Source organism: Geothrix mesophila, from assembly GCF_022808835.1.
GTDB lineage: Bacteria > Acidobacteriota > Holophagae > Holophagales > Holophagaceae > Geothrix > Geothrix paludis.
Genome location: NZ_JAKZLD010000005.1, coordinates 201,657 through 216,101, shown reverse-complemented (window position 1 = coordinate 216,101; position 14,445 = coordinate 201,657). Strand labels below are relative to the sequence as shown.

Annotated in this window: 10 protein-coding genes; 6 read left to right on the top strand and 4 right to left on the bottom strand. The window is 69.5% G+C overall.

What is annotated here, in order from left to right:
- The first annotated feature begins 7 nt into the window (after positions 1-7).
- A complete protein-coding gene (locus MLG87_RS15445) occupies positions 8-2,596 on the top strand; it encodes a serine/threonine-protein kinase (protein WP_243295960.1) in 2,589 nt (862 codons plus the stop codon).
- Here the strand turns inward: MLG87_RS15445 and MLG87_RS15440 are convergent.
- Genes MLG87_RS15440 through MLG87_RS15430 form a run of 3 tightly spaced genes read right to left on the bottom strand, consistent with a single transcriptional unit; the run spans position 2,593 to position 5,535 of the window.
- On the bottom strand, positions 2,593-3,372 hold the full coding sequence (locus MLG87_RS15440; RefSeq protein ID WP_243295959.1) for an inositol monophosphatase family protein: 780 nt from the start codon (positions 3,370-3,372) through the stop codon (positions 2,593-2,595). The genes MLG87_RS15445 and MLG87_RS15440 overlap by 4 nt on opposite strands.
- A gap of 1 nt (position 3,373) precedes the next feature.
- A complete protein-coding gene (locus MLG87_RS15435; protein ID WP_243295958.1) occupies positions 3,374-4,870 on the bottom strand; it encodes an SDR family oxidoreductase in 1,497 nt (498 codons plus the stop codon).
- Entirely contained in the window at positions 4,867-5,535 is a 669-nt protein-coding gene (locus MLG87_RS15430) for an adenine nucleotide alpha hydrolase (RefSeq protein WP_243295957.1), read from the bottom strand. The genes MLG87_RS15435 and MLG87_RS15430 overlap by 4 nt, the downstream gene beginning before the upstream one ends.
- 71 nt (positions 5,536-5,606) lie before the next feature.
- On the opposite strand from MLG87_RS15430, the gene MLG87_RS15425 reads away from it, so the two are divergent.
- The 5 genes from MLG87_RS15425 to MLG87_RS15405 all read left to right on the top strand — a co-directional run bounded on the left by MLG87_RS15425 (position 5,607) and on the right by MLG87_RS15405 (position 10,933).
- Positions 5,607-6,149 (top strand): NifU family protein, encoded by a 543-nt coding sequence (locus tag MLG87_RS15425; RefSeq protein WP_243295956.1) that lies wholly within the window; start codon positions 5,607-5,609, stop codon positions 6,147-6,149.
- 178 nt (positions 6,150-6,327) lie between these two features.
- Positions 6,328-7,329, top strand: coding sequence for a sensor domain-containing diguanylate cyclase (locus tag MLG87_RS15420; RefSeq protein ID WP_243295955.1), 1,002 nt, complete (start codon positions 6,328-6,330; stop codon positions 7,327-7,329).
- Between the two features lie 186 nt (positions 7,330-7,515).
- Positions 7,516-9,483, top strand: coding sequence for an alpha-ketoacid dehydrogenase subunit alpha/beta (locus tag MLG87_RS15415; RefSeq protein ID WP_425250902.1), 1,968 nt, complete (start codon positions 7,516-7,518; stop codon positions 9,481-9,483).
- 134 nt (positions 9,484-9,617) lie between these two features.
- Positions 9,618-10,472: an MBL fold metallo-hydrolase gene (locus MLG87_RS15410; RefSeq protein WP_243295953.1), complete on the top strand. Its 855-nt coding sequence runs from the start codon at positions 9,618-9,620 to the stop codon at positions 10,470-10,472.
- A 143-nt stretch (positions 10,473-10,615) separates the two neighbouring features.
- Positions 10,616-10,933, top strand: coding sequence for a hypothetical protein (locus MLG87_RS15405; RefSeq protein WP_243295952.1), 318 nt, complete (start codon positions 10,616-10,618; stop codon positions 10,931-10,933).
- 24 nt (positions 10,934-10,957) lie between these two features.
- Here MLG87_RS15405 and MLG87_RS15400 read toward each other — a convergent pair whose 3' ends face one another.
- Positions 10,958-14,431 (bottom strand): serine/threonine-protein kinase, encoded by a 3,474-nt coding sequence (locus tag MLG87_RS15400; protein WP_243295951.1) that lies wholly within the window; start codon positions 14,429-14,431, stop codon positions 10,958-10,960.
- Positions 14,432-14,445: the final 14 nt, after the last annotated feature.

Here is a 14,445-nt window from a genome sequence, read left to right as displayed (position 1 = left end):
GGGGAAGATGTCTGCTCAAATTCTTTCCACAGGCTCCTTCCTCGGTCCTTATCGGGTGCTCGCGTTGCTGGGCAAGGGCGGGATGGGTGAGGTGTACCGCGCCCATGATCCGAAGCTCGGGCGGGAGGTGGCGATCAAGGTCCTCCCGGCGGCCTTCGCCGAGGATGCCGAGCGGCTGCGCCGCTTCGAGCGGGAGGCCCGGGCGGCGAGCGCGCTGAACCACCCGAACATCCTCACGATCTATGAACTCGGCACCCACGAGGGCTCACCCTTCCTGGTCATGGAACTGCTCGAGGGGCTCACCCTGCGGGAGTTGATGAAACAGGGTCCGTTGACGGCGGGACGCATCGCAGAGCTGGGTGCGCAGATCGCTGAAGGGCTTGCGGCGGCGCACGAGCGGGGGATCATCCACCGCGACATCAAGCCCGAGAACCTCTTCCTCACCCGCCGCGGGGTGGTGAAGATCCTGGACTTCGGCTTGGCCAAGTCCGGTTGCCTGGAGAATCAGTTCACGTCAGTGACGACCCTCGGAACCGGCACGGGGATGGTGGTGGGGACGGCGTCCTACATGAGCCCCGAGCAGGCGACCGGGAAACCCGTGGGGTTCGCAACCGACCAGTTCAGCCTCGGCGTCGTGCTCTATGAGATGGTTGCCGGGATGCGTCCCTTCACCGGCGATTCGATTACGGAGACCCTGGCGGCGATCGTACGGGACAAGCCTACGCCGCTGGAAAGCCTGGCGTCGGGGGTCCCTGCGGGCTTGGTCTCGATCGTCCGGCGCTGCCTGGCGAAGGATCCCACCGAACGCTACCGGAGCGACGGTGAGCTCGCGGAGGCACTGGCGGCCATGGCGACCAAGGAGGGCGGGCCGATACTCCGTTTTCCGTCCAGACCCCAGGCTGGTCTGCGACTTCCCCGCAGGGGACTGCTGGCCACCGCCGGAGTGGCGCTGACCGCAGCTCTCGGCTTCCTCCTGTGGTGGCGCCCCTGGGTGCCTTCCACGCCAAAGTGGGACGATCACCTCGCGCTTGTCCTGCCTCTGGAGAACCGGACCGGGGATCCTTCCCTGGACGATCTGGGCCAGCAGGCCGCCGACCTGGTCCGCCAGGATCTGGAGAAGGTGGGGAGCCTGAAGCTGGCGGTGAACCCCGGGGGACGCGACCTGCACCGTCTGGCGGCGGCCACGCGGGCGAGACTGGTCGCGACCGGCAGCTACGCACGACGAGGCCGGGACCTGGTGTTCCAGGCCCGGCTCGAGGATCCGTGGGCTGGCACGACCATCTATTCGCTGGGACCCTGGCAGGCGCCGCCGGAGGACCCCACCGCCGCGCTGAAGGAGCTCAGGCAGTACCTGGCCGGTGCGCTGGTCATCTCCCTTTGCGATACCGGCGGCGCCAGGTTCGGCACGTGGCGGGCACCCCGCCTGGACACCTGGCTGCAGTCGAGGGATTGCTACGAACGGTTCAACGCCGATCCCGAAGGAACGATTGCCGCCTTGCGCAAGATTCTGGAAAGCGATCCAGATGGATTCGACGCCATCTACGTGCTGCTCGCCTACATCGCGACGCCCAAGCGCGCAGAGGAGGCGAGGGCCTTGCTCGACGCCATCGAGCCCCGCAGTCCCTTCTACACGTCCGCAGAGCGCGGCTTCCTGCGGTTCTTCCGCGCAAGGACCGAAAACCGCCCGGCGGAAGGCGTCAAGGCCCTGCTGGATGTCCGCGCCGTCTGCGGGGATTTCGAATCGCTCCACTACAACCTTGGAAACCTGTACCTGGCCATGCACCACGATGGCAGTGCGCTCCGGGAATTCCGGCCGATCATGGATTCGTCGGTATTCTGGGAGGGCTGGTTCGCAGGATGGATCGCCCTACCCATGGGGAGGCTCCTGCACCAGCGGGGAGAGTACGAGGAGGAGCTCCGGCTGGCTCGCAAAGGCTTGGCGGTGGTGCCGGACAACACCCTCTTCCGCGTGCGCGAAGTTGCTGCGCTCGCAGCCATGGGCCGGATGGCGGAGGTGGAACAGGCCGTGCAGGACGGCAGCCTCGTCAAGCCGAGCCGCGGGCTTGCGGCTCCCCCCCGGGCCCTCGAGGCCATCGCCGCCGCGGAGCTTCATGCCCACGGGGAGGAGGCGGAGAGCCAACGCTGGGCATCGCGGTTCCTCGATCGCCATTCCCCTTCGGCGGACCCGCCAACGGAACCGTGGCTGTGGGGCGACACCATCCACATGCTTCGCATTCTGGGGCGGCAGAAGGAGGCGCTGGCCCTGGTGGACGCCCGGCTGGCAAAGGACCCTAACAATCCGGATCCGCTCTCCGACCGGGGCATGCTCCTGGCGGAACTGGGCGCGGCCACCGAGGCCAGGGCGGTGGAGGCACAACTGGCCGCCCTTCCGTCCAAGCCAGGTTCGATGCCCGGCCATCCTTTCGAATGTGCCTGTGTACTGGCCGCGCTCGGGGAGAAGGAGCGGATGGTCGAACGCCTCCGCCAGGCCGTGGCGGGCGGCTCGAACCTGGCCTACGTCCTGACGCACGACGAGGCCTTCCGCAAGTTCCGCGGATACCCCCCCTTCGAGGACCTGATCAAACCGGTTGACTAGGACGGGAGCAAACAGGCCCGAAGGTCCCGCTGTACGCCGGGATTTCCCACCACCAGGTTCCCCGTTCCGCACCAGGTCTGCCCGCCCTCCCAATCGGTGATCACGCCGCCGGCCTCCTGCACCAGCAGGGCACCGGCGGCGAGGTCCCAGGGCTTGAGGCCCAGCTCGAAGTAGCCGTCGAAGATGCCGCAGGCCACGTGGGCCAGGTCGAGGGCGGCGCTGCCGGCGCGGCGGATGCCCTTGGCCCGGGGGAACACGCGGCCGAGGGCGGCATTGAAGACCGGCCAGCGCTCGCCCAGCTGGAACGCGAAGCCCGTGGCCAGGAAGGCGCCATCCAGGCCCGCCTGCTGCGACACGCGCATGGGCCTGCCGTTCCAGGTGGCGCCCATGCCGCGCACGGCCAGGAAGCAGTCGCCCCGCAGGGGATCCAGCACGCAGCCCACCACAGGGCCCTCCGCGTCCCACAGGGCCACTGAGACGCACCAGTGGGGGAAGCCCTGGACGAAGTTCAGCGTGCCGTCGAGCGGGTCCACGATCCAGCGGATGTCCGCGCTGCCGTGGCTCCCGCCCTCCTCGCCCAGGAACCCGTACTGGGGGAAGCGGAAGTCCAACTCGGCGTGGATGGCGGCTTCGGCGGCACGATCAGCCTCGCTCACCACGTCGTTCTTGGTCTTCTCGGTGATGGTGGCGGGATCGAGCTTCCGGAAATAGCCGAGCAGCACCTTCCCTCCGGCCTGGGCCGCAGCCACACAGGCCTCCCGTTGCGCGTCGTACATGTCAGGCTCCCGGCCTTGATTCTGGCATGGCCGCCTCCGCCCGCTTCTTCAGCGCCCGGATCATGCCGGGGAACACGAAGAGGTGGAATGGCAGCACCGAGTACCAGTAGATCAGGCCGAGCACGCCGTGGGGCTCGAAGAAGGCGGTCTGCTCCAGGCGCGAGCCCGCTCCCTCCGGGCGCACGGTGAACTGGAGCCAGGCGTGGCCATCCAGCTTCATCTCGGAGCGCAGCCGCAGGAGGCGGTCCTCCTCGACGGCCTCGACGCGCCAGAAGTCCACGGGATCGCCCACGCGGAGCTGCCGCGGATGCCGCCGCCCCCGGCGCATGCCCATGCCGCGGAACAGCCGGTCCAGGAAGCCGCGGATCTGCCACAGCCAGTTGCCGGCGGGCCAGCCGTTCTCGCCGCCCAGCGCGCAGAAGGTCTCGAACACCGTGCGAGGCGGGGCCTTCACGTGCCGGTGGTGGCGCTCCAGGAACATGCCCTCGTGGGAGCCCAGGACCTCCTCCTCCTGCTCGCGGGAGAGGCTGGTGGCCCAGGTGGTCTCCACCGCATCCTCGTCCAGGCGCTGCAAGGCGAGGGCCAGGGCCTCCTTGTAGGCCATGGGGCGCACCTGGAAGACCTCCAGCGCGCGGGGGTCGCGCACCACCACCTCGGTCGTCATGCCTTCGATGAGGGGCTTGGCCAGGACCAGCGGGATGGGCGTGACCAGGTCCACCCACAGGGCCGACAGGATCGGCAGCGGCACGCGCATGGGGATGATGAAGCGGCGCAGGCCCCGGGCCTCGGCATAGCCCAGCATCATCCGCCGGTAGTCGAGGACATCGCGGCCGCCGATCTCGAAGATACCCGACACGTCCGGGTGTTCCAGGGCCTCGGTGAGGTAGCCAAGCACGTTGCGCACGCCGATGGGCTGGCAGCGGGTGTTGACCCAGCGCGGCGTGATCATGATGGGCAGGCGCTCCGTCAGGTGGCGGATCATCTCGAAGCTGGCGCTGCCGCTGCCCACGATGACCGCGGCCCGGAACTCCAGCACCGGCACGCCCGTGGAACCGAGGGCCGCCCCGACCTCCTGCCGGCTGGCGAGGTGATCGCTCCGGTGGCCCTTGGGATCCCCCAGCCCGCCCAGGTAGATGATCCGCTGCACGCCCGCCTTGGCGCAGGCCGCGGCGAAGACCAGGGCATGGCCCAGGTCCCGGTCGCGGAAGTCCGGCCGGTCTTCGCTCATGGCATGGACCAGGTAGTAGGCCTGCGACACGCCGTCCAGGGCCACCGCCAGGGAGGCCGGATCGCTCACGTCCCCCTTCACCGTCTGCACCCCCGGCCAGGGCCGGCCCGCCAGCCGGTCGGGGTTGCGGGCCAGGCAGCGCACGTGGTGGCCGGCGGCGAGGAGGCGGGGCACCAGGCGTCCGCCGATGTAGCCGGTGGCGCCGGTGACGAGGATCAGCGGTCGGCCTGGGTCCATCAGGCTCGCGCCCGTGGGCTGCGGCGACGTCATGCGGGCACCAGGTCCGCGAAGACGAAGCCGTCCCGCTCGATCACTTCGCCATTCCGGACCGCCACCGGATGGCTGAACATGGGGCCGTCCCAGGCGAAGGTGTGGAACTCGCCCCGCTCGCCGCAGGGATCCACGCCGGCCGGCAGGTCCGCCAGCAGCCCGGCGTCGAAGGCCCGGCCCGCGAAGGCCGCGTCCAGCGCCCGGGGATCCACGCAGGTCAGGGTGGCCTTCAGGCCCGCGGCCACCATGGCGCGGGAGAGCCCCGCCGTATCCGGATCCCAGATCGGGAACAGGGGCGCCAGGCCCGTGCCTGCCAGCTTCTGGATGCGATAGTCCCGCACATCCTCCAGGAACAGGTCCCCGAAGGCCATGGCCCCGATGCCTTCGGCCACCGCGCTGGCGCAGGCCTCGGCCATCCGGGCCTCGTAGGCCTCGTTCGGGCAGGGCCAGGGCAGCGGCACTTTCCAGAGGGGCAGACCGACGGCCTCGGCCTGGGCCTCCAGCAGGGATTCCCGCACCGCGTGCATGGCCACCCGTCCGAAGGCCTCGTTGGTGGTGGTGAGGAGACCCACCACGTCCACGTCTCCGGCCTGCCGGAGGGCGTGCAGGGCCCAGGCGGCATCCTTGCCGCTGGACCAGCTCAGGAGGACCTTCGTCCGAGTCATGGGATCTCCGGGTCCAAGTATGGGTTCTCGCAAATCCTGACGAATTTGGTAAACTTTCCTGGGAGCCTTCCATGCCCAAGGTCATCAACATCGAACCCACGCCCAATCCCGATGCCCTGAAGTTCCTGGTGCACCCGGCCATTCTCAAGGCCGGCTCCCGGTCCTTCAAGGATTTCGGGGCGGCGGTGGGCGATCCGCTGGGCTCGGCGCTCTTCGCCCTGGGCAAGGTGACCTCCGTGTTCTACATGGACCGCTTCGTCACCGTGAACAAGGATCCCTCGGCCGAGTGGACCGATCTCATCGACCCCATCTGCGAATCCATCGAGGACCTGAAGCTGCCGGAGAACGACACCGGCGATGTGGCGCTGACGCCGGGCGGCGACGCGGACGCGACGCTGGAGCGCATCAACCAGCTGCTGGATTCCCGCATCCGCCCCGGCCTGGCGGGCGATGGCGGCGGTCTGGAGGTGATCTCCTTCGACGGCCAGACCCTCCAGATCAGTTACCACGGCGCCTGCGGCTCCTGCCCCTCCTCCACCAGCGGCACCCTGCGCTACATCGAGGGGCTGCTCCAGGAGGAGATCAGTCCCAGCATCCGCGTCGTAAGCTGGTGAAGGGCCCGTCAGAGGCCTGGCCGGCTCCCCGCCCACGGCACCTCGGTCATGGCCGGAGGCCAGGCCGAGTGGAGATCAGTCCCAGCATCCGCGTCGTGAGTTGGTAGATTCTTTCCAATCTGACCCCTTGCACTGTGGTAAAAGTCCGGCACTCTAAGGGTACCGACTGGAGACATGCGTGAGCCCTGGGAAGGCGGTCAAGCGTCGCAGTGCCAAGGGGAACCATCTTGCCGCGCTGGCGGACCTGCTCAATGCCAGCCGGGAGGACCCGGCCCGGCTCTTCGAGCATGGCCTCGCCCTGCTGGTGGACCGCCTCAACGTGGACCGCGCCCTGCTCACCCGGATCACGGGGCTGGGCTACGAAGTGTTCTGGTGGGCCGTGGCGGACGGCGCCGGCATGAACGGCATCTTCGAGGCCCCCGAGAAGGGCTACTGTCCGTGGGTGATGGCCCACCCGGACCGCCCGCTCACCATCCGGGACGCCTCGCTGGAACCGCGCTGGCGCAAGAGCCCCGGCTACCTGGAGCTTGGCATCCGCGCCTACTCCGGCGTGGCGTTGAAGGAAGGCGACAACGTGGTGGGCACCCTGTGCGTCCAGTGCCACGCCCCCAGGGCCTTCGACCGCGGCGAGACCGAGCTGATCCGCGCCATGGGGCACCTCATGGCGCGCACCCTCGAATCCGAGAGCATGAAGCAGGAGCTCCGGGGGGCCCTGGACGCGCTGGAACTCAGCGGCGCCATCGTGGAGGACAGCGCGCTCCAGAGCGCCCGCTCCGGCCTGCCCAACCGCCGCTACCTCGACATCTGGCTCCGCGCCTCGCTGTTCATGGCCCGCCGCCGCAAGGAACCCATCGCCCTCGCCCTCTGGTCCCAACCCCTGGTGACGGGCACCCGCGGCCGCCTGGCCGCCGCCGCCTCCCATCTGCGCGGCGAGGATCTGCTCATCGAGCTGTCGGCGGACCAGTACCTGCTGATCATGCCCCACACCAGCGAGGAGGGCACGGAGGTCCTGCTCACGCGGCTTCGCGGAATCGTGGGCGAGCACCCCACCGGGGCGACGCTGTGGTTCCCCGGCGATGACGACATGACCTTGAAGTCGGCTTTGACCCGCGTCGGCAAAGCCTTCACTGAAGCCAATCGCGAAGGTACGAGCCTGATCTGGAGCCATCGCCGAGGGTGAGCGGCGACACGCACGCTGGCCCGTCAGGCAGGTCCATGGGAAGATGAAAAGCTCTGGCACAGCCGGTGGAACCCGGCCCCGTGGAGGTGGATGTTGGAAACTCCGACCTTGGTGAAAGCGGCCCTCAACGCGCTGGAGGGCCAGGGTGCCCCCAGCCGCGAGGACCTCGCCCGATGGTACGAACTGATGCACCTCGGACGCATCCTGGATGACAAAGCGCCGAACTACCTTAAGCAGGCCATCGGCTGGTCGTACCACGCCCCGTGCGCCGGCCACGACGGCATCCAGCTGGCGGCCGGGCTGGCCTTCCGCGCCGGCCAGGATTTCCTGTTCCCCTACTACCGCGACATGATGACCTGCCTCGCCGCGGGCCTCACGCCCGAGGAGATCATCCTCAACGGCATCTCCAAGGCCACCGACCCTGCCAGCGGCGGCCGCCACATGAGCAACCACTTCGCGAAGCCGTCCATCGGCATCCAGAACGTGTCCAGCCTCACGGGCAACCACACCCAGCACGCCGTGGGCCTCGCCCGCGCGGTGAAGTACTACGGCCGCGACAGCGTGGTGTTCTGCAGCCAGGGCGAGTCCTCGCTGTCCGAAGGCTACTGCTCCGAGAGCATCAACGGGGCCGACCGCGAGCAGCTGCCCGTGGTCTTCGTGGTCCAGGACAACGGCTACGGCATCTCCGTGCCCAAGCACGACCAGAGCGCCAACGACTACCTCTGCGACAACTTCAGCGGCTACTCCAACCTGAAGATCATCAAGTGCGACGGGCTGGACCTCCTGGATTCCATGCGCGCCATGGCGGAGGCCATCGCCTACATCCGCACCGGCCAGGGTCCGGCCATGGTTTACGCCATGTGCGTGCGCATCGGCAGCCACTCGAACTCGGACCGCCACGAGCTCTACCGCGACGACGCGGAGCGGGCCGAGGCCAAGGCCAAGGATCCCCTGCCCCGCTTCCGCGCCTACTGCCTGGCGAACGGCCTCGCGGAGGAGGAGCTGAAGGCCATCGAGACGGAAAACCAGGCCCGCTACCTGGCCGCCCACGACAAGGCCATGGCCGCGCCGAATCCCGATCCCGCCACCATCTACGACTTCGTCATCCCCGAGGGCTGGGTCTCCGCGCAGTATCCGGACGGCACGCACCACGCCGAAGGTACGCCCGTCAGCGTGATCACCGCCCTCAACCAGACCCTGAAGGAGGAGTTCCGCCACAACCCCGACACCTTCATCTGGGGCCAGGACATGGCCAACAAGGAGAAGGGCGGCATCTTCAACGTGTCGAAGGGGATGCAGCAGGAGTTCGGCGAGAAGCGGGTCTTCAACGCCCCCATCGCCGAGGACTTCATCGTCGGCACCGCCAACGGCTTCTCCCGGCTGGACGACAAGATCCGGGTGGTGGTGGAGGGCGCCGAGTTTGCCGACTACATCTGGCCCGCCGCCGAGCAGATCGTGGAGTGCAGTCACGACTACTGGCGCAGCAACGGCCAGTTCGCTCCCAACGTCACCATCCGCCTGGCCTCCGGCGGCTACATCGGCGGCGGCCTCTACCACTCGCAGAACGTCGAAGGCTGGCTCACCACCCTGCCCGGCATCCGCGTGGTGGTGCCCGCCTTCGCCGACGACGCCGCGGGCCTGCTGCGTACGGCCCTGCGCAGCCGCGGCACCACCCTCTACCTCGAGCCGAAGTTCCTCTACAACGCGAAGATGGCCCAGGCCGTGGTGCCGTCGGACTTCGCCGTGCCCTTCGGCAAGGCCCGCGTCCGCCGCGAAGGCACGGACCTCACCATCCTCGCCTACGGCACGCCGGTCCACTTCGCCCTGGAAGCCGCGGCCAAGCTGGAGAAGGAGGGCAAGTCCGCCGAGGTGATCGACCTCCGCAGCCTCAGCCCCCTGGACACGCCCGCCATCCTCAAGTCCGTGAAGAAGACGCACCGTGTGCTCATCGCCCACGAGGACAAGGTCTTCGGCGGCTTCGGCGGCGAGCTGGCGGCCATCTGCGCCTCCGAGTGCTTCGTCTGGCTGGACGCGCCCGTGGAGCGCGTGGGCTCCGAGTTCACGCCCGTGGGCTTCAACCGCATCCTCGAGCGCGCCATCCTCCCCAATGCCGACAAGGTGCTGGCGGCAGCGCGCAAGGTCCTGGCATTCTAAGAAGAAGCAACCGCGAAAAACGCGAAGCCCTGCGGGCACGCGAAAAGCATCCAAGGCATGGGCCTTTGCCCTATCTCTCTTTCGCGCCCATTCGCCCCTTTCGCGGTTCCAGTCCCTTCCCCTGAGGAGTCTCCATGCAGTTCGGTCCCTGGGATGTCCAGATCGTCAGCGGCGGCACCTTCCGGCTGGATGGCGGCGCCATGTTCGGCACCGTACCCAAGGTCGTCTGGAACAAGCTCTACCCCGCCGACGAGGAGAACCAGATCCTCATGGCCACCAACTGCCTGCTGATCCGCGGCGAGGTGGACGGGAAGAAGCACGTCATCCTCGTGGACAACGGCAACGGGGACAAGGAGAGCGACGACTTCATGGCCCGCTTCAAGTTCGAGGGCCGGGGCGTGCTGGACGCCAACCTCGCGAAGCACGGCGTGAAGCCCGCGGACATCACCCTCTGCATCCTCACCCACCTGCACTTCGACCACGCGGGCGGCAGCACACGCTTCGACGCGAACGGCAAGCCCGTGCCCAGCTTCCCCAACGCCCGCTACGTGGTGCAGGCCAAGGACCTCGCGGATGCGAAGCACCCCCACCTGCGCGTGAAGGCCAGCTACCTGCCCCAGAACTGGGAGCCCCTGGAGGCCGCGGGCCTGCTGGAGACCGTGGACGGCATCGCCGAGCTGCTGCCCGGCATCTCCGTGCGCCCCGCCCCCGGCCACATCGAGGGCCTTCAGAACGTCATCGTGGAGGGCGGCGGCAAGCGGCTCGTCTACCTGGCGGACCTCATCCCCACGGCCCGCCACATCCAGCCGGCCTGGTGCATGGGCTACGACCTGGACGTGGTGACCTGCGTGAACGAGCGCCAGAAGCTGCTGGACGAGGTGACCGGCACGGATACGGTGTGCGTCTTCGAGCACGATCCCGAGTTCCCTGCCGGCACCGTCAGCCGGGACGCCAAGGGGAAGTACGTGGTGGCTCCGGTCCAGGTGTAGGCCCAGACGGGCACAAACCGGCTGTCCAAACAAATTGATTCGATTTATTCCAGGATGGGACTAGGCTGGATCGCCACACCCGATCAGCCAGGGTCCACCCTGGGCCCCTGGCATCCCTCTCTTTCTCTCTCTCTGGAGGCGTCATGGCCACCAAGACGATCACCGTCGGTCCCAACTCATGCAATCCCTCCCTGACGCAAGGCAAGCGCACGGTGGATTCCATCCACTTCATCCAGGCCGGCTCCAGTGCCCCCACCACCGTGACCATCACGGCCGCCCCGGGCTCCACGGTGGATCCCTCGACCCTCTTCGGGACCACCACCTGCACCGTGGACGCGAATGCCAGCGGCTCCAACGTCTACGCCATCCTGGCAAACGCCGATCTGGGCAACTATTCGGTCGACACCCCGCCGGACCTCCGGGCCACCCTCAACGCCGGAACGATCGGCGTCACCGGCTGACGCCAACCGGGGCGGCAGACGCGCTCAGCGGGCCCCCGCCCGCTGAGCGCGGACCTTCCAGGGGGCCAGGACCGGCGCCAGGTGCCGGTTCCCGCCCTCGGCGGCGGTGAGATCCGCCAGGGCCGGCTGAAGGGAGGCTGGACGAAGCAGGGTCTCCGCATCGATCACCTGGAGTGTGCCCCGCAGGGCCAGGGCTTCGGCCCAGCCCGGCCGGACCTTGAGGAGCGCCTCGGCCTGGGCCTTCCCCTGGGCCAGGGCCGGACCGGCATCCCGCCCCCGTTCCCAGGCCGCCTGGTCCCGCCAGAGCTGCCCCAGGGCGAGCCGGGACTCCTGCGAAGCCGGGTCCACCGCCAGGGCCCGGTTGAAGGCCTCCCGGGCGGCGGCGAAGTCCGCCTCGGTGGCCGAGGCCCGGGTGACCTTCCAGCGGACGGCGGCGGCCCGCAACTCACCCAGGTACTGCCAAGCGTCGCGGTTCTTCGGATCCGCGGCCAAGACCCGGGCCAGAGCGGCCTCGCCCGCGCGGACCGGAGCCGCAGGATCCGCTCCGGTGCGCTGTGCCGCCTCCACCCGGACTGCCGCGGCGCGGCCCTGCTCCCCCCAGAGGGCGGAATCGCCTGGGGCGGCGCGAAGGCCCCGCACCAACGCGGCCTCCGCCTTCGAGAGGGAGCGGAGCGCCCCGGTCCACCGGGTCTCCCTGAGCAACGCTTCCGCCAAGTTGGCGTAGCCATAGGCTTGAGCAGGCGCCACTCGAATGGCCGCCCCGAAAGCGGCCTCGGCCTCCCCGAGTGATGGGGATGGGTCCTCCCCCCGCTCCCAGGCCTCCTGGGCCAGCTCGACGAGGGCCATGCCCTCTCCGTTGTGGAGGTTGGGGATGGCGGGATTGATTGCCTGCCCCTGGCGGTGCAGATCCCGGGACTGGAACAGATCGGGGCGCGGGTCCCGGCCCTCAGCCCGGGCGCGGAGGGCGCGGTCGAAGAACACCTGACCGAGGGCAAAGCAGGGCACGAAATGCTGGGGATTGAGACCCCGGGCCTTCGTCAAGACGTCCACCGCCTCCTGGAGGTCCGCCGCCGACTGGATGGCACCTGGCCGCGTGGCCCGCTGCTCAAGACACAGGCCGAGGTTGATCCACGCCGGCAGGAGGTGGGGCTCCATCCGGGCCGCGGTGCGGAAACCCTCGATGGCCGCGTCCAGGTGGACCGAGGAGTCCTTGCCGCAACCGTCCTCGTACTGGGCCAGCTTCTGGTTCAGCAGGCCGAGGTGGTTCCAGACCGTGTAGTCCCGCTTCTCGGTCGAAAGGGCCCCGAAGGCCGAGAGCCCCCGGGCCAGGGCCTCCGTGGGATCGAGACCCCGCTGGAATCGGGCGTTGCCCAGCACGTAGCAGGTCTGGCCCAGGGCGATCCGCGCATCCGCCCGGGCGGGGCCGGTCGCCACGGCCTTTTCGGCGGCGGCCAGCGCCGAGCCGGCGAGGGCCTGGGCGTCCTGGCCCTGGAGGACCTGGGTGTCCGCGAGGTTCCGCTCCAGCGCCGACACGAGGATCAGGGACGGCACATGGTCCGGCTGGAGGCGCAGCGCGGTATCCAGGGCTGCCATGCCACGGTCGAAGGGCCCCTGGACATCCCCCTGCCCGTACTTCTCCATGAAGAAGGCGTTGTTCTCCAGATCGGCGGTCGCCGCGTACACCGCGGGCACGCTCCGCCCCGTGACGGTGGCGGCACGCAGGGCCTGGCGGCCCTCCTCGAAGTCCCGGTGCGCGCCCTCCCGGTCGCCCCGGTTCCACGCCTGCCAGGCCCGGGCCTGCAGCAGGGAACCGCGCAGCAGCGGGGCCTCGTAGAACCAGGGCAGCTCGGTCCCCAGCGCCTCGAGCCGCGCCAGGGCCTCGTCCAGCCGCCCCTCGTAGAAGGCCAGCAGTGCCTCCACGTAGGCCGGCGAAGGCACGTCCGCGCCCTTGGCTTGGCGGAGGAAGGCGAGGGCGGGGTCGCGCAGGGTGCGCTCCACTTCCCGCAGGCGGGCCTCCCGCTGGTCCTTGGAGGCGATGCGCTCCGCTTCCAGGAGTCGGTCCCGGTACTGCTGGCCGAGGGCGAGGCTCAGGGCGTAGGCCACGCGGGGCTGCCGGTAGCCCGCGTCCCAGGCCATCTGCAGGTGCTCCCGCGCCTTCTCCACGTCATCCAGCGTCCAATGGCCCAGGCCCAGGGCGTAGTGGCCCGGCCCGTTGGCGATGGCGCCGGCCTGGGCCATGTCGGCCTGGAGCCGGGTCATCTGGTCCCGCACGGCCTGCAGGTCCGGTCGGATGTCGTGGGGCGGCGACAAGGCGGAGTAGCGGGCCGTGGCGTCGATGCGGGCGGTGGCCTCGGTGAACTGCTGGGCGAGATGCTCCCGGCGGCCGGCGTCGCGCCGCGTCTTCACCGCGACGCCCAGGGCCACCAGCACGGCCAGCGCGGCCACAGCACCCACGGCCGCCAGCTGCCGGTGCTTGCGGAGCTTGCGCTGGACGCGGTACCAGAGCCCCGTGGGCCGGGCCAGCACCGGGTCCCCGGCGAGGAAGCGGTCGAGATCCTCGGCGAGGGCCCGGGCCGACTCGTAGCGGCGGCCGCGCTCCTTCTCCAGGCACTTGAGGGTGATGGCCTCCAGGTCGCGGGGGACGTCCAGGCCCGGGCCGCGCATGGACGGAACCTCATGGGCGGCGATGGCACCCAGGATCTCCAGCGCGTTGGCTCCGGTGACCGGCGGCCGCCCCGTCACCGCCTGGTAGAGCGTGGCACCCAGGCTGTAGATGTCCGTGCGCCGATCCAGTCGCGAGACCTCTCCGCGGGCCTGCTCGGGAGACATGTAGGACGGCGTGCCCAGCACCGCACCCGTCTCGGTGACGTTCTGGTCCCAGTCCCGGGCCAGTCCGAAGTCCATGACGAAGGTGCGCAGGGTGCCGTCCTCCGTGCGCTCCACCATGATGTTGGAGGGCTTGAGGTCCCGGTGGATGATCCCCACCCGGTGGGCTTCCTGGACGCCCAGGGCCGCGTCCCGCACCACCATGGCCCGCTGCTCCAGCGACAGCTCCTCGGCCGCCAGGTCGAAGGGCCGCCCGCCGATGCACTGCATGGCGATGAAGACCCGGCCCTCCACCTCGCCCACTTCGAAGACCTTGCACACGTGGTCGTGGTCCACCCGCGCCTGGGCCCGGGCCTCCAGCATGAAGCGCGCGAGGTGGCGATCGTCGTCCAGGCGCACGAACTTGATGGCCACCATGCGGCCCAGGCGCCGGTCGCGACAGCGGAACACCTTGCCCATGCCGCCCTGCCCCAGGAAGCCCAGGCACTCGTAGCGGTCCCAGCCCGGCACCGGGAAGGCCGGCGGACCGGATCTGGCCGCGGGAACCGGCGCACCCAGGGTCAGACCGCTCCCGGGCGCGGACCCGGGCTCGGGTTCGGGCTCGCGGCCATCCAGGGTCTCGGCCCGGGACCCCAGGGGAACCATCCGGCGCGCCTTCCTGACTTCATCCATCTGCACAGCTCCCA

Excerpts from the sequence above, each read along its gene's own strand:
- MLG87_RS15445 (WP_243295960.1), top strand. The coding sequence starts at position 8 with ATGTCTGCTCAAATTCTTTCCACAGGCTCCTTCCTCGGTCCTTATCGG.
- MLG87_RS15440 (WP_243295959.1), bottom strand. The coding sequence starts at position 3,372 with ATGTACGACGCGCAACGGGAGGCCTGTGTGGCTGCGGCCCAGGCCGGA.
- MLG87_RS15435 (WP_243295958.1), bottom strand. The coding sequence starts at position 4,870 with ATGACGTCGCCGCAGCCCACGGGCGCGAGCCTGATGGACCCAGGCCGA.
- MLG87_RS15430 (WP_243295957.1), bottom strand. The coding sequence starts at position 5,535 with ATGACTCGGACGAAGGTCCTCCTGAGCTGGTCCAGCGGCAAGGATGCC.
- MLG87_RS15425 (WP_243295956.1), top strand. The coding sequence starts at position 5,607 with ATGCCCAAGGTCATCAACATCGAACCCACGCCCAATCCCGATGCCCTG.
- MLG87_RS15415 (WP_425250902.1), top strand. The coding sequence starts at position 7,516 with ATGCACCTCGGACGCATCCTGGATGACAAAGCGCCGAACTACCTTAAG.
- MLG87_RS15410 (WP_243295953.1), top strand. The coding sequence starts at position 9,618 with ATGCAGTTCGGTCCCTGGGATGTCCAGATCGTCAGCGGCGGCACCTTC.
- MLG87_RS15405 (WP_243295952.1), top strand. The coding sequence starts at position 10,616 with ATGGCCACCAAGACGATCACCGTCGGTCCCAACTCATGCAATCCCTCC.
- MLG87_RS15400 (WP_243295951.1), bottom strand. The coding sequence starts at position 14,431 with ATGGATGAAGTCAGGAAGGCGCGCCGGATGGTTCCCCTGGGGTCCCGG.